At 67.7% G+C, this 19,805-nt stretch carries 15 protein-coding genes and 3 tRNA genes; 10 read left to right on the plus strand and 8 right to left on the minus strand.

From position 1 onward, the window contains the following. Positions 1-117: 117 nt before the first annotated feature. The 4 genes from ABD089_RS00620 to ABD089_RS00635 form a co-directional block, all read right to left on the minus strand. A complete protein-coding gene (locus tag ABD089_RS00620) occupies positions 118-1,413 on the minus strand; it encodes a cation:proton antiporter domain-containing protein (protein ID WP_343884210.1) in 1,296 nt (431 codons plus the stop codon). A 66-nt stretch (positions 1,414-1,479) separates the two neighbouring features. After that, positions 1,480-2,055 (minus strand): hypothetical protein, encoded by a 576-nt coding sequence (locus ABD089_RS00625; RefSeq protein ID WP_343884211.1) that lies wholly within the window; start codon positions 2,053-2,055, stop codon positions 1,480-1,482. Positions 2,056-2,118: 63 nt separating this feature from the next. After that, positions 2,119-2,568 carry a PEP-utilizing enzyme gene (locus ABD089_RS00630; protein WP_343884212.1) on the minus strand — a complete coding sequence of 150 codons (450 nt, stop codon included), beginning with the start codon at positions 2,566-2,568 and terminating at the stop codon, positions 2,119-2,121. Between the two features lie 156 nt (positions 2,569-2,724). Next, positions 2,725-2,797: transfer RNA gene (locus ABD089_RS00635), tRNA-Arg, on the minus strand. 254 nt (positions 2,798-3,051) lie between these two features. On the opposite strand from ABD089_RS00635, the gene ABD089_RS00640 reads away from it, so the two are divergent. The 3 genes from ABD089_RS00640 to ABD089_RS00650 all read left to right on the plus strand — a co-directional run bounded on the left by ABD089_RS00640 (position 3,052) and on the right by ABD089_RS00650 (position 7,720). Then, positions 3,052-4,935 carry a phosphoenolpyruvate carboxykinase (GTP) gene (locus tag ABD089_RS00640; RefSeq protein ID WP_343884213.1) on the plus strand — a complete coding sequence of 628 codons (1,884 nt, stop codon included), beginning with the start codon at positions 3,052-3,054 and terminating at the stop codon, positions 4,933-4,935. Between the two features lie 177 nt (positions 4,936-5,112). Further along, positions 5,113-6,675 (plus strand): xylulokinase, encoded by a 1,563-nt coding sequence (locus ABD089_RS00645; protein ID WP_343884215.1) that lies wholly within the window; start codon positions 5,113-5,115, stop codon positions 6,673-6,675. 1 nt (position 6,676) lies between these two features. Beyond that, a complete protein-coding gene (locus ABD089_RS00650) occupies positions 6,677-7,720 on the plus strand; it encodes an NAD(P)H-dependent glycerol-3-phosphate dehydrogenase (RefSeq protein ID WP_343884216.1) in 1,044 nt (347 codons plus the stop codon). 154 nt (positions 7,721-7,874) lie between these two features. Here the strand turns inward: ABD089_RS00650 and ABD089_RS00655 are convergent. After that, positions 7,875-7,968 (minus strand) — tRNA-Ser (locus tag ABD089_RS00655). A gap of 106 nt (positions 7,969-8,074) precedes the next feature. Here ABD089_RS00655 and ABD089_RS00660 point away from each other — a divergent pair. Beyond that, positions 8,075-9,865, plus strand: coding sequence for an LCP family protein (locus ABD089_RS00660; RefSeq protein WP_343884217.1), 1,791 nt, complete (start codon positions 8,075-8,077; stop codon positions 9,863-9,865). A gap of 54 nt (positions 9,866-9,919) precedes the next feature. On the opposite strand, the gene ABD089_RS00665 is transcribed toward ABD089_RS00660, so the two are convergent. Together ABD089_RS00665 and ABD089_RS00670 are read right to left on the minus strand one after the other, a co-directional pair. Further along, positions 9,920-10,369 carry a hypothetical protein gene (locus ABD089_RS00665; RefSeq protein ID WP_343884218.1) on the minus strand — a complete coding sequence of 150 codons (450 nt, stop codon included), beginning with the start codon at positions 10,367-10,369 and terminating at the stop codon, positions 9,920-9,922. Positions 10,370-10,408: 39 nt separating this feature from the next. After that, positions 10,409-10,493: transfer RNA gene (locus ABD089_RS00670), tRNA-Ser, on the minus strand. A gap of 88 nt (positions 10,494-10,581) precedes the next feature. Between ABD089_RS00670 and ABD089_RS00675 the strand changes: the two genes are divergently transcribed. From ABD089_RS00675 to argG, 3 genes are all read left to right on the plus strand, one after another. Next, positions 10,582-11,589, plus strand: a complete 1,008-nt coding sequence (locus tag ABD089_RS00675) for an NAD(P)H-quinone oxidoreductase (protein ID WP_343884219.1) — start codon at positions 10,582-10,584, stop codon at positions 11,587-11,589. A gap of 3 nt (positions 11,590-11,592) precedes the next feature. After that, a complete protein-coding gene (locus ABD089_RS00680) occupies positions 11,593-12,762 on the plus strand; it encodes an MFS transporter (RefSeq protein ID WP_343884220.1) in 1,170 nt (389 codons plus the stop codon). A gap of 73 nt (positions 12,763-12,835) precedes the next feature. Then, positions 12,836-14,254 carry an argininosuccinate synthase gene (gene argG / locus ABD089_RS00685; RefSeq protein ID WP_343884221.1) on the plus strand — a complete coding sequence of 473 codons (1,419 nt, stop codon included), beginning with the start codon at positions 12,836-12,838 and terminating at the stop codon, positions 14,252-14,254. Between the two features lie 161 nt (positions 14,255-14,415). On the opposite strand, the gene ABD089_RS00690 is transcribed toward argG, so the two are convergent. Continuing rightward, positions 14,416-16,158 carry a pyruvate dehydrogenase gene (locus ABD089_RS00690; protein WP_343884222.1) on the minus strand — a complete coding sequence of 581 codons (1,743 nt, stop codon included), beginning with the start codon at positions 16,156-16,158 and terminating at the stop codon, positions 14,416-14,418. Between the two features lie 98 nt (positions 16,159-16,256). On the opposite strand from ABD089_RS00690, the gene ABD089_RS00695 reads away from it, so the two are divergent. From ABD089_RS00695 to ABD089_RS00705, 3 genes are all read left to right on the plus strand, one after another. Continuing rightward, positions 16,257-16,895: a Crp/Fnr family transcriptional regulator gene (locus ABD089_RS00695; RefSeq protein WP_343884223.1), complete on the plus strand. Its 639-nt coding sequence runs from the start codon at positions 16,257-16,259 to the stop codon at positions 16,893-16,895. 131 nt (positions 16,896-17,026) lie between these two features. After that, positions 17,027-18,673 carry a hydroxylamine reductase gene (gene hcp / locus ABD089_RS00700; protein ID WP_343884224.1) on the plus strand — a complete coding sequence of 549 codons (1,647 nt, stop codon included), beginning with the start codon at positions 17,027-17,029 and terminating at the stop codon, positions 18,671-18,673. Continuing rightward, complete coding sequence (locus ABD089_RS00705; protein WP_343884225.1) at positions 18,670-19,749, plus strand: 2Fe-2S iron-sulfur cluster-binding protein; 1,080 nt, start codon at positions 18,670-18,672, stop codon at positions 19,747-19,749. Before hcp ends, ABD089_RS00705 begins: the two co-directional genes overlap by 4 nt. Positions 19,750-19,805 lie beyond the last annotated feature (56 nt).

The raw sequence follows: 19,805 nt of genomic DNA on the forward strand, positions 1-19,805 counted from the left end.
CTCCCCCTCGGCGACCCGCTGGCCGGCCACGGGGTCGGCCTGGAGGGCTGGTGCTCGTGCATCACCGACGAAAAGCATCTGCTCGGCACTGTCGGTGGGGTGCACCTCGGCGAGCGGTCAGGCCCGTCCCCGTTCCACCCATTGCATGGCCCAGCCGGAACTCAGCCCGTGCACCAGAACGGACAAGATGATCGTGAAGGCAGCGGTCGACCACAACAACCCGGTCTGCTCGCCGAAGCTCGCCAGCCCGGTGGCGAAGGCCAGGTAGTAGACGGTGCCGATGCCGCGCACCCCGAAGAAGGAGATGACGGCCCGGTCGCGTCGCGTGAGCATCGTGGAGCCGATGCGGGTGCGGTTCGGCCCGAAGGACAGGGAGACCCAGCCAGCCAGCGGACGGATGACGAAGACGAGCAGTAGGGCCAGCAGCACCCCGCCCAGCGTGAGTCGCGCCAACAGACCATTGCTGAGCGCGATGCCAAGCAGCAGCAGCGCCAGCAGCGACCCCAGACGCTCGAGCCGCTCCACCACCTGGTGCATCAGCTCGTGGTACTCGTGACCCGGCTCCCGCCAGCGTACGGTGACAGCGGCGAAGAAGACCGCGATGAAGCCGTAGCCGTGCACCAGTTCGGCGGTGCCGTAGGCCAGCGCCAGGCAGGCCAGCGCGAGGAAGGGCTCCCCGGTGTGGGCGGTACGCAGGGCGCGCCGCGGGGCACGGAAGGCGATCATGCCCAGCACCCAACCAATCGCGACCCCCACCCCGACGCCCAGCGCGACACGTCCGAGCAGGTCCCAGGCCGCCCAGTGCCACAGCCAACCCCCGAGGTGGCCATGCCCGGCCCACAGCAAGGCCAAGAAGACGAAGGGAAAGGCGGCGCCGTCGTTCAGGCCGGCCTCAGCGGTGAGCGCGAAGCGCACCTCTTGCTCCTCGTCGATCTCCTCCGGGGCGACCCCGGTCGTCGGACCCTCCACCTGTACGTCGCTGGCCAGCACCGGGTCGGTGGGCGCGAGCGCAGCGCCCAGCAGCAGCGCGGCCGGACCGCCCAGCCCCAGCAGCCAGTTGCCGGCGAGGGCGACTCCGGCGATGGTCAGCGGCATGGCCACCAGCAGCAACCGCCAGGTGGAACCCCAGGTGAGCACGCTGCGCCACGAACGCAACCGCAACGGACGGTCGATAGCGATGCCCACGCCCATCAGCGAGATCAGCACGACGACCTCGGCCAAGTGCTCGACGAAGCCGCGGTGGGCGATGGGGTCGACCCAGCGGTGCGGCACCGGCATCAGACCGACCAGCACCCCCACTCCGACGAGCACCATCGGCGCCGAGATGGGGAAACGGCGCAATGATGCCGGCAGCACGGCCGCCAGCAGCAGGCCGAAACCGGCGACGAGGTAGGTGATCGAAGCAGCATTCACCGCCACATTCTGCTGGCTGCCCCAGATGCGCGTCACACCCGCAAGGACATCTGGACAGCTGGGCGCCTAGTGCTCCTCGAGGGAACCCTGGAAGCCGTCCACCCGAACCTGCTCCACGAACTGCTTCCACACGGTCGCGTCCAGCTTCCCCCTGGGGCACAGCATCATCAGCGAGAAGCCCTGGAGCGACTCGTTGCTGAGGCGGCCAGCAACCCGGATCGTCTTGGCGGTGGCCTCCCCCGCGACCTGCAGCCCCGGCACTGGTCCGGGCTCCCCTGGGAAGTACAGCCCCTCGGTCACCTTGTCGGCGTCCTCGACACCCTGGGCAGTCGCCATCCCGGACACCATGTTGTAGGTGACGTCCTGGTCCTCCATCGTGTTGGACGAGGACATCAGCACCCGCATCACCTGCAGGGCACAGCCGGACGAGTCCTGCTCGAAGGTGGTGATGTCGTAGCTCATCCCCGCCTGCGGGCTGCGGCTCGGCGCCGCCACCTTGGCGAAGCCATTGGGCACCTGGTAGCTGAGCGTCACCATCGCCTTCCCGCTGGGCGAGGGCGTGGCAGTGGTCGCGTCACCGCCGGCCGAACAGGCGGACAGAGCCAACGCGGCGACGAGGCCGAGGGTGGGGACGATGCGCATGGCGGCTCCGTGGACTAAGTGACTTGTGGGCTCAGTGACTTGTGGGCTCAGTGACTCGTGTACTCAGTGGGTCAGGGTGCGGACGAGCGCCAAGGCTGCTGCGGCGCCCGCCCCAATGGCGAACTTGTAGGGGACGCGTGGTCGGAAGCCGGTCGGGATCGGGGCGGCGCCCTCGGGCAGTGTGACCTGCCCCGTGTCACCGTCCACCTCGATGACCATCCCGTCGCTGATGCAGCGGGTCGCGATGCCGGTACCCAGTACGGCGGGGATATGACGTGCTCGGGCCTCGCTGGCCGAGTGGCTGCCGCCGGCACCGACATCGGTCACCAGGGCGGCGGCCCGTCCGAGCGTCTCGTCGTGGTCGGCCGAGGTGATCGGGACGACCAGCACCTCACCGGGCTGGAGGAGGTGCAACTCCATCGTGCTCGCGATCACGCGAGCAGTGCCCCTCACCCGTCCCGGCGAAGCGGGCAGGCCCCTCAGCACCTGCGGCCCTTCATTGCGTGCCACCATCTCGACCTCCTCGCAAGCCCTCGGCCGGAACACTACCCATCCGCGGGGGTCGTCGGTGCGCGCCCGAGATGCATCGGCGCGACCAGACGGGCCCCAACACGGACGAGCCCCAACACGGACGAAGGCCCGGACCGTGTGGTCCGGGCCTTCGTCCTGCGCACTCGGAGGGACTCGAACCCCCAACCTGCTGATCCGTAGTCAGCTGCTCTATCCATTGAGCCACGAGTGCTTCACCCTTGCGGGCAGGAGACAACTCTACACACTTCGGGCCCAAGAGGCGAATCGCGTCGCCGCATGGGCCCCCAACTGGACAAGCCCGACAAAATTGTTGGACGATACAACCCATCCCGGTGGTCTCATTTCATACCATTAGACGTAGTGGTATGGAAACCTCTCGGGAGGCAACCACACCGGCCAGTACACCGAGGTACAGGAGCATCTGTGAACGCTTTCCAGTCCGTAAATCCCGATCCCATCGTCCCCATGGACGACGCCCCGTCCGAGCAGTTCGAGCGTCGCGCTGTCGCCGACATTCCCGTCGAGGGTGAGGTCCCCGCGCTGCAGTCGATCGTCGACTGGGTGAACAAGGTCGCGGAGATGACCCAGCCCGAGAAGATCTACTACTGCGACGGATCGGACGAGGAGTGGAGCAAACTTGTCGACCTGCTGGAGCAGTCGGGCACGGTCATCAAGCTCAACGACTCCGAGATGCCGAACTCCATCTACGCCCGCACGGACCCCGATGACGTGGCCCGCGTTGAGGACCAGACCTTCATCTGCTCGGTGAAGGAGGAGGACGCCGGCCCCACCAACAACTGGATGGAGCCGGAGGAGATGAAGGGCATCATGCGCGGCCTGTACGACGGCTGCATGCGTGGACGCACGATGTACGTCATGCCCTTCTGCATGGGCCCGCTGGGTGGCGAGGACGCCAAGTTCGGCGTCGAGGTCTCCGACTCCGCCTACGTGGTGCTGTCGATGAAGATCATGACCCGCATGGGCAAGAGTGTCCTGGACGAGATGGTCCGCCTGAACGCCGAGTTCGTCCCCTGCCTGCACTCGGTCGGCATGCCGTTGAAGCCGGGCCAGAAGGACGTCCCGTGGCCCTGCAGCGACATCAAGTACATCGTCCACTTCCCCGAGGAGCGCACGATCTGGAGCTACGGCTCCGGCTACGGCGGCAACTCACTGCTGGGCAAGAAGTGCTACGCCTTGCGCATCGCCTCGGTGATGGGCCGTGACGAAGGCTGGATGGCCGAGCACATGCTGATCCTGAAGCTCATCTCGCCGGAGGGCAAGGCGTACCACATCGCCGCCGCCTTCCCGTCGGCCTGTGGCAAGACCAACCTGGCCATGCTGGAACCGACGATCCCGGGCTGGAAGGTCGAGACCCTGGGTGACGACATCGCCTGGATGCGGCCCGGCCCCGACGGCCGCCTGTACGCCATCAACCCGGAGAACGGATTCTTCGGCGTTGCTCCCGGAACCGGGGCCGCCACCAACCCGAACGCCATGCGCACCATCGAGCAGGGCAACAACATCTTCACCAACGTCGCCCTCACCGATCATGGTGGCGTCTGGTGGGAGGGCATGACCGCCGTCAAGCCCCCGCACCTGACCGACTGGAAGGGTCGCTCCTGGACTCCCGAGGAGGGCCCGGAGGGTGGTCGTCCGGACGAGAAGGCTGCGCACCCGAACAGCCGCTTCTGCACCCCGATCGACCAGTGCCCGATCCTGTCGGAGGACTTCAACAACCCGCAGGGCGTGCCGATCGACATCATCGTGTTCGGCGGCCGTCGCGAGAACACCATCCCGCTGGTCACCCAGTCGCGCGACTGGACCCACGGCGTGTTCATGGGCGCCACCTGCTCGTCCGAGACCACGGCCGCGGCCAAGGGTGCGGTCGGCGTACTGCGTCGCGACCCGATGGCCATGCTGCCCTTCTGCGGCTACCACGTGGGTGACTACCTGCAGCACTGGCTGGACATGGGTGCCAAGCAGGGCGAGGAGAACATGCCCACGGTCTTCTACGTCAACTGGTTCCGCAAGAGCGCCGAAGGCAAGTTCCTGTGGCCGGGCTTCGGCGACAACAGCCGCGTGCTGAAGTGGATGATCGACCGCCTCGAGGGCAAGGTCCAGGGCCAGGAGACCCCCGTCGGCGTCATCCCGGCCGAGGGCGAGCTGGACATCGAGGGTCTGGGCATCGACCAGGCCGTCGTGGACGAGTGCACCCGCTACGTCGCCCACGAGTGGGCCGACGAGCTGCCCCGCCTCGAGAACTGGTTCGAGGGCTTCGGCCACAAGCTTCCCAAGCCCCTGGCCGGAGAGCTCGACAAGGTCCGCGACGCGGTCAAGGCGCAAGCCTGATCGTCCGCTGATGACCGTTGGAACTGAGCGAGGCCCGCACCCACCAGGGTGCGGGCCTTCGTGCATTTCCCAAATGCTGGCGGTGCCCTTTCGTCCAAGCACGTTGACGGCTCCAGCCCATGAGCATTTGCTTGGGTTCACGGCACGTTCAGAGCAGAACGAAGGGAAATAGCCGCAATGTGCGTACGCGAAACCGATCCGCTGGTCATCTCACTCGATTCGTCCACGACTGCAACCAAGGCCGTCGTGGTTGATGCACAGGGGAAGGTGGTCGGGCAGGGCAAGCGCGAGATTCCGCTCTCCTCACCCCATTCCGCTTGGTTCGAGCACGACCCGCGGGACTGGTGGACATCGACGAACGAGGCGATCCACGAGGCCGTGTGGCAGCTCTCCCCCGGCCAGCGGGAACGCGTCGCCGCCCTTGCCATGACCCATCAGCGGGAATCCTTCGCCCCATTCGATGAGCAGGGAAACCCGCTCCGCCCGGGCATCCTGTGGCTGGATGGACGAGCCGCCGAGCAGATCCTGGCCTTCGGCACGGACGAGATCCACGCGCTGTCGGGAAAACCTGCCGACATCACCCCGGCCCTGTACAAGTTGGCATGGCTCAAGCAGAACGAGCCAGACGTGCTCCCGCGGGCGCACAAGATCATGGACGTCCACGGCTACCTCGTGTGGAGCCTGACCGGGCGGTGGACCAGTTCGGTGGCCTGCGCAGATTCGCTCGGGCTGTTCGACATCTCAGCCCAGACCTGGAGTCCCAAACTGTTGGATCTGGCCGGGGTCAGGGAGGACCAGATGGCCGACCTCGTCCGTCCAGGCGAGTACATCGGGGATGTCCTGCCCGAGGTGCGGGAGGCATGGGGCATTCTCCAGGACCTGCCGGTCGTGGCGGGGTGCGGCGATGGTCAAGCGGCTGGCATCGGAGCCGCCGTTGTCGAACCTGGGGTTGCCTACCTCAACCTCGGCACGGCCGTGAATGCAGGCGTCCAGTCGGACGAGTACGTCTATGGCCCCGCGTACCGCACGCTGGCCTCCGGTGTACCTGACACCTTCGTCCTGGAAATCCTCCAGAGCAGCGGCTCCTACCTGGCCACCTGGTTCCGACAAGCCATGGGCAAGGCGGAACTCAACGGCCGTCCGGATCCCGAGCTGGAAGCAGCGGCCGAAAGGGTGAGCGCCGGTTGTGGCGGGCTGTTCACGCTCCCCTACTGGCAGGCCGTCCAGTCCCCCTACTGGGATCCCATTGCCCGCGGCGCGCAGGTGGGATGGCGGGGCTCACACGACAAGGCAGCGATGTACCGCTCCATTCTGGAGGCCATCGGGATGGAGATGGGCCGCAACCTCCGGTGGATGCAGGAATCCACTGGTGTCCCGATCACCACGATCCGCGCCATGGGCGGTGGCACGCGTAGCCCGCTCTGGCGAAAGATCATGACCGACACGATCGGCTTGCCGATCACCGCCTGCACGGAAGACGAGATCGGTGCCGTGGGGGCTGCCTGCCTGGGCATGGCCTTCACCGGGGTCCATGGGGACAATTCCGTCGTCACATCAGCCAAGGCCATGGCCCACTTCGGGGACACCACCGAGCCGGACGAGGCGCTGCACCAGCGCTACCAGGAGGCCGCCGAAATCCAGGGGAAGCTGTACGAGGCGCTGCGCCCAGTCGTCCAGGAGATCCACGGTTTCGCCCAGAAGTACCCGAACGAGGCCGAGCTCACCGTCGAGGGAGCCTGAGGTGGCCAGGATCGCCGTGCTGGGAGCGGGTGCCATGGGCTCGGCCTTGTGCACCCCGCTCGCCGATTCCGGGTGGGACGTACGGCTGTGGGGAACCTGGTTGGACGACCACTTGCTCGATGCCGTGGAAGCCGGGCAACGTCATCCCAGGACCAAGGCGCCGTTCGCCCAAGGGGTTAGAACCTTCCGGTCGGACGAACTCGAGGAGGCGACTGATGGAGCGAACGTCATCGTCATGTCAGTGGCTTCAGTCGGTGTACCCAAAGTCACCGAGATGGCGTTGCCAGCAATGCAACATGCCGACGCAATTTGGCTGACCAGCAAGGGGTTCTGCCCCGACGAGGGCGGAAGGATCGAGCTCCTTCCGGATGCCTTGCGGCGAATCGCTGGGCAAGCTGGGGTAACCCTGCCGCCCATGGTCGCCATTGCTGGACCGGTCAAGGCCAACGAGTGCGCCGAAAGGAAGCCCACCGCCACAATCTTCGGTTGTCGCGACGGTGAAGTGTCGCTGCGCTACGCCCGCCAGGCGCGCACTCCCGTCTATGCCATCGACCACACGGACGACGAGGTGGGCGTCGAGGTGTGCGCACCCATGAAGAACGTGTACGCCATCGCCCTCGGCATCTCCGACGGATTGGAGGAAGCCACAGGCATCCCCCATCACAACCTGAAAGCCGCAACCTTCGCGCGTGCCGTCCGCGAAATGTCGCTGCTCGGCGAGGCCTTGGGCGCCCGTCCTGAGACTGCCTTCGGCCTTCCCGGCGTCGGGGACCTTGAGGTCACCGGCTTGAGCGGACGCAACAAGGTTTATGGCGTACGGATCGGAAGGGGCGAACGGGCCGACGACGCTCTGGCGGAGATGACCCGCTTGGAACAGACCGTCGAAGGCGTCCCGGCCGCGTCTCTCGCAGCGCAACTGGTAGCCCAGAGGGCTCCAGACCTCGTCGGCGAACTGCGACTCATGGCTGCGGTGAACGACATCATCGGGGGCGCCGGGGATCCGGCCACCCTGGTGACGCAGGCGGTGCTTCCCCCTGCTCCCTGAGCGGCTGTATGTGAGGGTTTCGGGATCGACCGGATCCGGCCGGAACCGACCTCGTCCGCAAACCCCAGCGCCGGTGTTGACCCGAACCGGCCAAGACCCGCGCGACAGGGGGGACGACAACGGCCCCGTGGGTGAACCCACGGGGCCGGTCGGTTGGCGGAGGTGGCGAGATTTGAACTCGCGATGGGGTTTTAGCCCCAAACCCGCTTAGCAGGCGGGCGCCATAGACCGTACTAGGCGACACCTCCAACGACGACCAAGCGTATCGGGTGCCAGCCGCGGCGGCAAAGCCGGGTGCACCGGGGTTCGGGCAACTCGTTAGAGTGGTGCCCAACACGAGCACGTGGAGGACGCATGCCCCCAGTCGGCGACGACGACGTTGAATCTGTCACGCCCGATGACGCTCGGTCCCTCACGCCCGATGACGTACCGCGTCGTGCGATGTCCGGTGACCAGGCCCTCGAAGCGGACGACGTGCCCGGCGCAACGACCGTCCGAGCCCCGGAGCGCCTGGACCCCGAGAGCCTGCCGATGACCGATCGGCGACACCCCTTCACCCGCTCGCTGTTGCTCACGGCCTTCGGAACGATCTTCCCCGGCCTCGGTCTGTGGCGCACCCGCCACCGCACACTCGGCATCGTGATCACGTCCCTGTTCGCACTTGGCCTGGCGGCGCTGGGCGCGAAGGCCTACTTCGACATCGGCGGCACCGCGGCGATGGCCGCCCGTCCGACGCAGCTGAAAATCGCCACCTGGGCGCTGTTGGCCCTGGCCGTGGCCTGGGTCGCCATCATCGTCGGCACGCACCTGGCCACTCGACCGCGCCGGCTCACCGGAGCCCAGCGCGTCACCGGCACCATCCTGGTAGGCCTGCTGTCCTTCGGCGTCAGCGCCCCGCTCGCGGTGGCGGCCCGCTACGCGCGCTCCCAGGAGTCGCTGATCTCGTCCATCTTCAAGGACTCCGACCAGTCCCGCTCGCAGACCCGCCCCACGCTCACCTCCGGCCAGGACCCTTGGGCGGGCAAGGAGCGGCTGAACATCCTCTTGCTGGGCGGTGACAACTCCACCCAGCGCGATGCGATCGCCCCGGGTGAGGGCATCCGCACCGACACCATGATGATGGCGTCGGTGGACCTCAACAATGGCAACACCGCGATCATCCAGCTCCCGCGCAACATGGAGGCTTTCCCCTTCCCCGACGGCAGCGACCTGGCCGCCGCATACCCCAACGGCTACTGGGACGGCATCGACAACGAAAACGCCGAGTACGAGCTGAACTCGGTGTGGAACAACGTCCCCGCAGCGCACCCCGACCTGTTCACCGACACCGACTACCCCGGCGCAGATGCGCTCAAGATCGCCGTCGAGGGCATCACCGGGTTGAAGCCCGACTACTTCGTCCTGCTCTCCATCGACGGGCTGCAGAGCTTCATCGACGCACTGGGTGGCGTGACCCTCAACGTCAACAGCTACCTCCCCGTGGCGCAGTCGAAGGAGCAGTACGAGGCAGGCATCCCGCCCAAGGGTGGCTACCTGCACCCGGGCCAGGACCGCAAGCTGAACGGCTACTACGCGATGTGGTTCGCGCGTTCCCGGTCCCAGACGACCGACACCGACCGGATGGCGCGCCAGAGCTGCGTCGTGCAGGCGATCGTCGGCCAGGCCAACCCGTCCACGCTGGTGACGCACTACGAGGCCATCGCGAATGCCGGCAAGGATGCCCTGCTCAGCGACATCCCGCAGGAAGTGGCGCCGGCCCTGGTCGAGTTGGCCCTCAAGATGAAGGACGCGAAGAAGCAGCGCGTGCTGTTCGGCTACCCCACGACCACCCTGCCCAATGGGGAGAAGTTCAAACCGTGGAGCCCGGACGTGGAGCAGATGAAGATCATGATCCAGCAGGGCATCGACCTGTCCGAGGGGATCAAGGCGAGCGCCTCGGCCACGCCCCGCGCCTCAGCGTCCGCCAAAGCCACCTCCGCGGCCCCCACGACCACCAGCGCGACTCCCTCAGCATCCCCCAGCGCCAGCGCGTCGAAGGCCCAGGACAAGGTTGACCTGGCCGACGCCTGCGCCTGGGATCCGACTGCTGCTGCAGAGGCCGAGGCCAATCCTCCGGCCGACCTGCAGGTCGCCGGCTCCCACTGAGCTGCCCCGACAAGCTCGGGGGCCGCTCAAGATCCGCTCGGGGACCCGTACAGTTCAGCCGAGGCTGCTGTACCCGCGGTCCTTGTCGAGGTGGTCTGCGATGTCTTGCGCAAGCTCGGCCATCTGCGCGCCGCCCTGGCCCCCGGGGCACATGATGTGGGTGCGTCCGACCTCGCCGTGGTACATCGTCAGGTGGGTGCCGCCGTTGCTGGTGGTGACGCGGTTCACGTCCGTCCACTCACCGGCCTTCTCGACCCCCGGACCCTTGATCTCGTAGCCCTTGTCGTCGAGCTTGATGTAGGTCTGCATCCGCGTCATCGACAGCCAGCCCATCACCGCCAGCACGACCCCAAGGGCCAGCAGGATGAAGGCGAGCGTGATCCAGACCGCACCCGCGTGCTGTGCGGCGGCCACGACCGCGAGGACGGCACCCAGCGCACTGATGATGGCGGCCACGAAGAAGGCTCGCATCGGAGGGCGGGGCTTCAGCACATAGGTGTTCACGCGATCTCTCCTGGCTCTGCCCCGACGGGCGTCCTGACGCGGCGAGGGTGGGATTCGAACCCACGGAGAGTTGCCCCTCGGCCGCTTTCAAGGCGGCTGCACTAGTCCACTATGCGACCTCGCCAGCCCGGGGCGAGCCCCGTGCAGGGCCCAGCCTATCGCCGTCGTCCCACTGCCTCCGACCGACGCTCGGGCTGTGGCAGGCTGGACGCATGCGCGCCATCACCGTGACCGAACCCGGCGGACCCGAGAACCTCTCCTGGGACGAGGTCGACACCCCCACCCCCGCACCCGGCGAGGTGTTGGTGAAGACCGTCGCCGTTGGAGTGAACCGCGCCGATCTGCTGCAGCGCCAGGGGCACTACCCGCCGCCGAAGGGCATCAGCGAGATCATGGGGCTCGAGGCCTCCGGAACGATTGCCGCGCTCGGCGAGGGCGTGAGCCAGTGGAAGGAGGGTGACGAGGTCGTCGCCCTGCTCGCCGGCGGTGCCTACGCGGAGTACTTCGTCGTCCCGGCCACCCAGTGCGTCCGCCCGCCCGAGGGCGTCGACCTGGTCACGGCCGCCGGCCTGGTGGAGGTTGCCGCGACCGTCGTCTCGAACATGGACGAGGTGCAGCTGGCCCAGGGCGAGACCTTCCTGGTGCACGGCGGCGCGGGCGGCATCGGCACCTTCGCCATCCAGTACGCCAAGGCAATCGGCTGCCGCGTCGCCACCACCGCCGGCAGCCCGGCCAAGCTCGACCACTGCCGCGAGATGGGCGCCGACATCGCACTCGACTACCACGACGACTGGGTCACCGGTCTCAAGGAGGCCACCGACGGCAAGGGCGCCGACGTGATCCTCGACATCATGGGCGCCAAGTACCTGGAGCTCAACGTCGACGCGTTGGCCACCGGCGGACGGCTCGTCATCATCGGCATGCAGGGCGGGGTGAAGGGGACGCTGAACATCGGCAAGCTGCTGAACAAGCGCGGCACGGTGCGCGCCACCTCCCTGCGCTTCCGCAGCGTCGAGGAGAAGAGCGAGATCATCGCACGCGTGGCCGAGGTCATCTGGCCCTTGGTGAGCGCCGGCGAGATCAAGCCAGCCCCGGAGACCCGTTTCCCACTGCGCGAGGCGCGGGCCGCGCACGAACAACTGGCCGGCGGGGACAACATCGGCAAGATCATCCTGGTGGTCGAGGACGCTGCGTCCGACGCCCCTGAGCCCGCACGCTGACAGGTGGACTTCTCCGCCTACCGTCGCCTCTGGGCCATCCCGGTCGTCCGCAACACACTGCTGGTGGGGGTGCTGTCGCGCCTGCCCCAGTTCGCCATGGGTCTGGTGCTGACGCTGCACGTCGTCGGGAACCTGGACGACCGCTACTCCGCCGCTGGCGTGGTGGCCGGCGTGTTCACCGTCGCCGCCGCCATCGCCGGACCCTGGCGTGGGCACCTGCTCGATCGCCATGGCCTGCGCCGGACGCTCGTCCCCTCGGTTGCCGTGCTGTTGCCGGTCTGGGCGATCGCACCCTTCGTCGGCTACTGGGTACTGCTGGGGCTGATCGTGGTGGCCGGGGCGATGACCTTCCCGGTCTTCTCGGTGGTGCGGCAGGTGCTGGTCACCAATGTCCCGCCGGACCTTCGCCGCAGCGCGCTGTCGTTGGACTCGGCCATAGTCGAGTTGTCGTTCATGGCCGGGCCAGCGCTCGGGGTCATGGCCTGCCAGTGGTGGAACCCGCGCTGGGTGCTGCTGGTGTGCGCAATGGGCTATGTCGCCGGCTCGACGGCCCTGCTCGTGCTCAACCCGCCGATCGCCAACGCCGTCGAACTGGACGCCGAGGGTGCCGGGTCGACGTCCTGGCTGGGATTGCGCGCCTTGGCGATCCTGCTGGCGGTGGCGGCGGCGGGCTTCGTGCTCTCGGGCACCGACCTGGCGATCGTCGCCTCGCTGCGCGACCTCGGTCACGCATCCTGGGTCGGTATTGCCTTCACCCTGTGGGGGTTGGGATCGGCGATCGGGGGCATCACCTACGGGGCGATCAGTCGCTCCATCCCCACCTTCGTGCTGGTCTTCGGGCTCGGCATCACGACCGCCCCCTTGGCCTTTGCGCACCATCCGGCGCTGATCGCAGTGCTGCTGGTGCTGACCGGACTGTTCTGCGCGCCGTCGCTGGCCAGTTCGGTGGACGAGTTGTCGGCCCTCATTCCCGCCTCGGCGCGCGGACAGGTGATGGGCTGGCACGGTTCGGCAGCCACCGCCGGCAATGCGATGGCACCACCGCTGGTGGGCTGGGCGATGGACTCCCACGGCTGGGCCTGGGGTTATGTCGTCACCGGCATGATGGGCGTCGTCGCGGCGCTGGTGCTGATGAGTGCCGTCATGGCGCGTCGGACGATCAGGAGAGCCTGAGCGCGGACGTCCACCCGCCCAGTTTGGAATACCTATTCGGTGGACGGAATAGTTATGCGATAGAGTCTGGGACGTGTCCAAAGTCCTGACCTCACTGCCCGCCGGCGAACGCGTCGGCATCGCCTTCTCCGGTGGCCTCGACACCTCGGTGGCCGTTGCCTGGATGCGCGAGAAGGGCGCCGTCCCGTGCACCTACACCGCCGACATCGGCCAGTACGACGAGCCCGACATCGAGTCGGTGCCCGGCCGTGCGCTGGAGTACGGCGCCGAGCTGAGCCGCCTGGTCGACTGCCGCGCGGCCATGGTGGAGGAGGGTCTGAGCGCTCTCGCGTGTGGCGCCTTCCACATCCGGTCGGCCGGGCGTGCCTACTTCAACACCACCCCGATCGGACGCGCCGTCACTGGCACCCTGCTGGTGCGCGCGATGGCCGACGACAATGTCAACATCTGGGGCGACGGTTCGACCTACAAGGGCAACGACATCGAGCGCTTCTACCGCTACGGCCTGATGGCCAACCCCCAGCTGCGCATCTACAAGCCGTGGCTGGACGAGAACTTCGTCGGCGAGCTGGGCGGGCGCGACGAGATGAGCCAGTGGCTCTCACAGCGCGACCTGCCCTACCGCGACTCCAAGGAGAAGGCCTACTCCACAGACGCGAACATCTGGGGCGCGACCCACGAGGCGAAGACGCTGGAGAGCCTGGACGTGTCGCTGGAGACCGTCGAGCCGATCATGGGCGCGAAGTTCTGGGATCCGTCGGTTCAGATCGACACCGAGGACGTGGCGATCACCTTCCACCAAGGTCGTCCCGTCGAGATCAATGGCGAGAGCTTCGCCTCCCCCGTCGAGCTGGTGATGAAGGCCAACGAGATCGGCGGACGTCACGGTCTGGGCATGAGCGACCAGATCGAGAACCGCATCATCGAGGCCAAGTCGCGTGGCATCTACGAGGCGCCCGGCATGGCCCTGCTGTTCGTCGCCTACGAGCGGCTGCTGAACGCGATCCACAACGAGGACACGCTGGCCAACTACCACTCCGAGGGCTTCCGCCTCGGCCGTTTGATGTACGAGGGCCGCTGGCTGGACCCGCAGAGCCTGATGCTGCGCGAGTCGATCACCCGCTGGGTGGCCAGCGCGGTGACCGGTACCGTCACCCTGCGCCTTCGCCGTGGCGAGGACTACACGATCCTCAACACCGACGGCCCCAACTTCAGCTACCACGCGGAGAAGCTGTCGATGGAGCGCGTCGAGGACGCTGCCTTCGGCCCCACCGACCGCATCGGCCAGCTGACCATGCGCAACCTCGACATCGCCGACAGCCGCGAGAAGCTCGAGATCTACGCCAGCCAGGGCATCCTCGGTGGCGCCTCTGCCGACCTTGTGGGCGAGCTCAAGGCCGGTCAGGCAGGGTCCATCCCGTCGATCGGCAAGGGTTCCGACAACTCGGACGCGGTGCTGGAGCGCGCCGCCTTCGACCTCGGCACCGACTAGGTCACTGACTGTCTGTGGTGAGTCACCCCCATCACAGCCAACCGAACGCCCGGGAGCTTGCTCCCGGGCGTTCCGCTGTTCTTGGGGTACGCCCCGCACCACCGCCGCGTAGCAGCCGCCGCGAAGAGTCCTTCAGCGGCCTCCCAGTCTGGACGAAAGCCCTAGCCGCGCGGAATGTTGCGCAGGTTCGACCTGGCCATCGCGACCACCTCCCCGGCGCCTGAGTTGAACACCGTCCGGCTCATCGCCGTCGCGAAACCGTAGACCTGGTCGAGGGTCACCTGCGGCGGGATCGACAACGCATTCGGGTCGGTGATCACCTCCACCAGCACCGGGCCGGGCTCCGCGAAGGCCTGCCGGTAGGCGTCGGCGAGGTCCTCCCCACGCTCCACCCGGATGCCCTTGATGCCCACCGCCTCCGCGACCGCGGCGTAGTTGGCGACCGGCACGTCCGTCCCCGTGCTGGGCAGGCCGTTGACCAGCATCTCCAGCTTCACCATGCCCAACGTCGAGTTGTTGAACACGACGAGCTTCACCGGCAGCCGGTAGGTGGCCACGGTCAGCAACTCCCCCATCAGCATCGACAGCCCGCCGTCCCCGCAGACGCCGATCACCTGGCGACCCGGGTAGGCGAACGCAGCGCCGATGGCGTGGGGCAGGGCGTTGGCCATCGAGCCGTGCAGGAAGGATCCGATCAGCCGGCGCCGACCGTTCGGGGTGACATAGCGCGCGGTCCAGACATTGCACATGCCGGTGTCGGCGGTGAAGACGGCGTCGTCGGCAGCCATGTCGTCCAGCACCGCGGCGGCGAACTCGGGATGGATCGGCGTCAGGTGCTCCACCTTGCGCGTGTAGGCATTCGTGCCCTTGTCGACGATCCGGTGGTGCTTCTTCAGCATCTGCTTGAGGAAGCGGTCCGAGCGCTTCCTCTTCACCAACGGCAGCAAGGCTGCGAGGGTGGGCGCAACGTCCCCGTGCACGGCCACGTCAACGTCCGTGCGTCGTCCGAGCTTCTCGGGGTGCCGGTCGACCTGCGCGGTGCGAACGTCAGGCAGGAATTGGTCATAGGGAAAGTCGGTGCCGAGCAGGACGAGCAGGTCGGCATCCTCCATGCCCGCAGCAGCGGCGCCGTAGCCGAGCAGCCCGGTCATGCCGACGTCGTAGGGATTGTCGTACTGGATGAAGTCCTTGCCACGCAGGGTGTGCCCGACCGGGGCCTTCACCAGTTCGGCGAGCTGCAGCACCTCGTCCCGGGCGCCCTCGACACCGGCACCGGCGAAGATGGCAACCTTGTCGGCGGCGTTGATCGCGTCGGCGAGCGCGGCGAGGGACTCCGGAGCCGGGGTCACCGCACCCCGCACGAAGGGCGTGTACAGCGGGGGCTCGTTGGTCACATCCAGGTCGGTGATGTCGCCGGGAACGGTGATCACCGAGACGCCCTGCATCGCGACGGCGTGCTGGATCGCGGCCGACACCACCCGCGGCGACTGGGCCGCGGTGGAGATCATTTCCGAGTAGACCGAACACTCCACGAACAGCCGGTCGGGGTGCGTCTCCTGGAAGTAGGCCTGACCGATCTGGGAGGACGGGATGTGCGAGGCGATCGCCAACACGGGAGCGTGCGAGCGGTTCGCGTCGTACAGCCCATTGATGAGATGGAGGTTTCCCGGACCGCACGAACCGGCACACACGGCCAGTTCCCCGGTCAGCTGCGCGTCGGCGGCAGCGGCGAAGGCAGCCGCCTCCTCGTGCCGGACGTGGATCCAGTCGATGCCACCCTTCTCGGAGCCTCCAGTGCGTCGGACGGCGTCCACGATCGGGTTCAGCGAGTCGCCGACGATCCCGTAGATGCGGCGAACCCCGGCGGCCTGCAACTGGGCGACGATTTGTTCTGCGAGCTTCATGACTTCCACGCTAGGTCGCAGCACAGGTCCGCCCAACACCCGCGGGTGGGTTGCGCTACCGGGGAAAACAGCTACCTGGCATGGTTTGATCGTTCCCGATGAGCACTACCGTGAGCGAACACCTGCGACGCCTCCCCCTGTTCACCAGCCTGCCTGATGCGGCCCTCGACAAGCTGGCTGCCGCCACCACGGTGGAGACCTACGGCGTCGGGGAGCTCGTCTTCACTCGCATGACCCCGGCGAACTGCTTCTTCGCGCTCACCGGGGGCGCCGTCCAGCTGCAGGTCGGCAACAGTCAGGGCACCGAGAAGGTGGTCGAGATCATCCGCCCCGGCCAGACCTTCGGGGAGGCCGTCATGTTCGTCGGACGTCCCTTCCCCGTGGACGCCGTCGTCACCGAGGCGGCCGAGGTGTTGCGCGTCCCCGCGTCGGCCGTCGACGAACTGCTGGCCACCGACCCATCGGCAGCGCGCGCGATGCTGGCCTCGTTGTCGATTCGGCTGCACCAGCTCGTCCAGGACGTCGAGATGTACACCGTCCAGCCGGCCCGCGAGCGGGTGTTGGGACACCTGCGCCAGCACGCCGATGCCAGTGGACGGGTCGTCTTCACCCCCTCCAAGCGGGCGATCGCCAGCCGTCTGGGCATCACCCCCGAGACCCTTTCGCGCACCCTGCGCCAACTCGCGGACGAGGGATTGCTCGCCGCAGCCGGGAGCGCCGTCGTCCTGCTGGGCTGACCCCTGCTGGGCTGATCCCTGCTGGAACAGGAATTGCCAGCCCGCCGGACCTTGACGCAGGTCAAGGCGTAGACCCCTCATCACCTCCTAGCCTCGGGTCGACTACACCCCCAACGACTCGGAGGATTCCCATGTTCTGCTACCAGTGCGAGCAGACCGACCGCAGCGACAACCTGCTGCTCGGCTGCCACGCCCTCAAGGGAAACTGCGGCAAGGACGACCGCACCGCGGCGCTCCAGGACATCCTGGTGCGCATCTGCGAGGGCATCGGCCAGTACGCCACCGCCCTGCGGGCCCTCGGCCAGCCGGACGAGCATGCCGCCGCCCGCGGCGCTGAGTGGATGTTCACCACCCTCACCAATGTCAACTTCAACGCCACCGCCTTCCAGCGCTACATCGCTGACGCCTACGCCTTCGAGCTGGAGCTGAAGGAGCGCTACGAGGCGACCGGCGGCCCGGAGCTGACCGGCGCCGCCCAGTTCGTCCCGGCCACCGGGATGGCCGGTCTGCTGGCCCAGGCCCCGCTGGTGCGCGTCGACGCCGACATCGACGTGCTCGGCGGCGACGTCGTCGGTGTCCGCAACCTCAACCTCTACGGCCTCAAGGGCACCTGCGCCTATGCTCACCACGCCCACGTGCTGGGACATCGCACCGACGAGACCGACGCCGGCATTGAGTCGGCGCTCGCCTTCCTGGGCAACCCGCCCACCGACCTGGACGCCCTGCTCGCGCACGCGATGACGCTGGGCCAGGTGAACCTCAAGGTGATGGAGATGCTGGACGCCGCAAACGGCGGCACCTTCGGCGCCCCCACCCCGACGCAGGTGAAGGTGACGCCGGTCATGGGCAAGGCGTTGCTGGTCAGCGGCCACGACCTCGGTGACCTGGTGGCGATCCTCGAGGCGACCGCCGGCACCGGCATCAACGTCTACACCCACGGCGAGATGCTGCCCGCCCATGGCTACCCGGGTCTGAAGAAGTACGAGCACCTGGCCGGCAACTACGGCTCGGCCTGGCAGAACCAGCACGCCGAGTTCGCCGCATTCCCCGGCCCGATCGTCATGACGTCCAACTGCCTGATCGAGCCCCAGCCCTCCTACCGCGCCCGCATCTTCACCATGGGTCCGGTTGGCTGGCCCGGCGTCCGCCACCTCACCCACGACGACCTGTCGGTGCTGGTCAAGGCGGCCTCCGCACTGCCCGGTTTCACCGCCACGGAGCCCGAGCGGACGATCACCGTCGGCTTCGGCCACGAGAGCGTGCTCAGCCAGGCTGACGCCATCGTCGAGGCCGTGAAGGCCGGCGACATCAGCCGCTTCCTGGTGATCGGCGGCTGCGACGGCGCCAAGCCCGGCCGCAACTACTACACCGAGATCGCCGACAAGTCCGGCCCGGACACCGTGCTGCTCACCATGGGCTGCAACAAGTTCCGGATCAACGGCCACGACTACGGCACCATCAGCGGCATCCCGCGGCTGCTCGACATCGGCCAGTGCAATGACTCCTTCACGGCCGTCAAGATCGCGCTCGCGCTGGCGGACGCCTTCGAGTGCGGCGTGAACGACCTGCCGCTGAGCATGTTCGTGTCGTGGTTCGAACAGAAGGCCGCCGCCGTGCTGCTGACGCTGCTGGCACTGGACATCAAGAACATCCGCCTCGGCCCGACCCTGCCGGCCTTCCTGACCCCGGCCGTGGTCGACATCCTGGTACGGAAGTTCGCGCTGAAGCCGCTCGGTGACCCCACCGAAGACCTCGCGAATGCGATGGCGGGCGCATGAGCGAGGTCTTGGCCGACGCAGGCGTGAACCCGCGCGTCCGGCTGGTCACCACCGACGGTGACGAGCGAATCGTCGAGGCCATGCCCGGCCAGTCGGTGGTTGAGGCCGCTGCGGCGGCGAGCATCATCCTGCCGTCGCTGTGTGGCAAGGGAACCTGCGGCACCTGCGTCGGCCGGTTGTGGTCGGGGGAGGTGCACATGCGTCCCTTCGAGGACGACGCGCTGGGCCCCTCGGCCGGTGAGGACGCGGTGTTGTTGTGCTGCGCCGAGCCGACCGGAGACCTGGAGGTGGGGCTGCCCTTCGACTCGTCCAAGCTGGTCGAACAGGCCCCCGCCGAGCGCACGGTGAGCGTCACCGACCTGACCCACCTGACGCCGCACATCGTGCGCCTGCGGGCGCAGCTGGAGCCGGACGAGCTGATGGGCGCCGCCGCGGAGTTCGAGGCCGGGCAGTACATGCAGCTGCAGGTGCCCGGGACGGACGTGCTGCGCGCCTACTCCATGTCGAATGTGTCGAACTGGGACGGTGCGCTGGAGTTCCTGATCCACATCCGTGACCAGGGCCTGTTCTCCACCTGGCTCGACCAGCAGGCGTCAGTCGGCGACCAGCTGCGCGCGGTGGGGCCGCAGGGCACCTTCGCGCTGGTCGAGAACGGGATGCGGCCGCGCTGGTTCGTCGGCGGCGGGTGCGGACTGGCGCCGCTGCTGTCGATGCTGCGCCGGATGGCCGAGTGGGGCGACCCGCAGCCCACCCGGCTGGTACTCGGTGTCAACACCACGAACGACATCTTCGCGCTGGACGAGGTGCGCGAGCTAGCCGACCAGCTGCCCGAGCTGACCGTCACCCTGGCGGTCTGGGAGGGCGAGGTGCCCGACGACGAGGGCCAGATCCGCTACGTCAAGGGCTCCTCGGTGGACGTGCTGGCGCACGACCTGGACGCCGTCGACGATCCGGAGCAGCTGCCGGACATCTACGTCTGCGGTCCGCCCGGGATGGTGAAGGCGTTGGAGGAGTCGGTTGCCGAGCGTGGCATCGACCCCGAACTCGTCCACACCGAACGGATCACCCAGAACTGACGATCCACGACAGCGGGTCCGCTCCCTCGAGGGGGCAGGCCCGCTGTTCTCCTTCC

The sequence above is a fragment of the Luteococcus sanguinis genome (genome assembly GCF_039527675.1).
GTDB classification, from domain to species: Bacteria; Actinomycetota; Actinomycetes; order Propionibacteriales; family Propionibacteriaceae; genus Luteococcus; species Luteococcus sanguinis.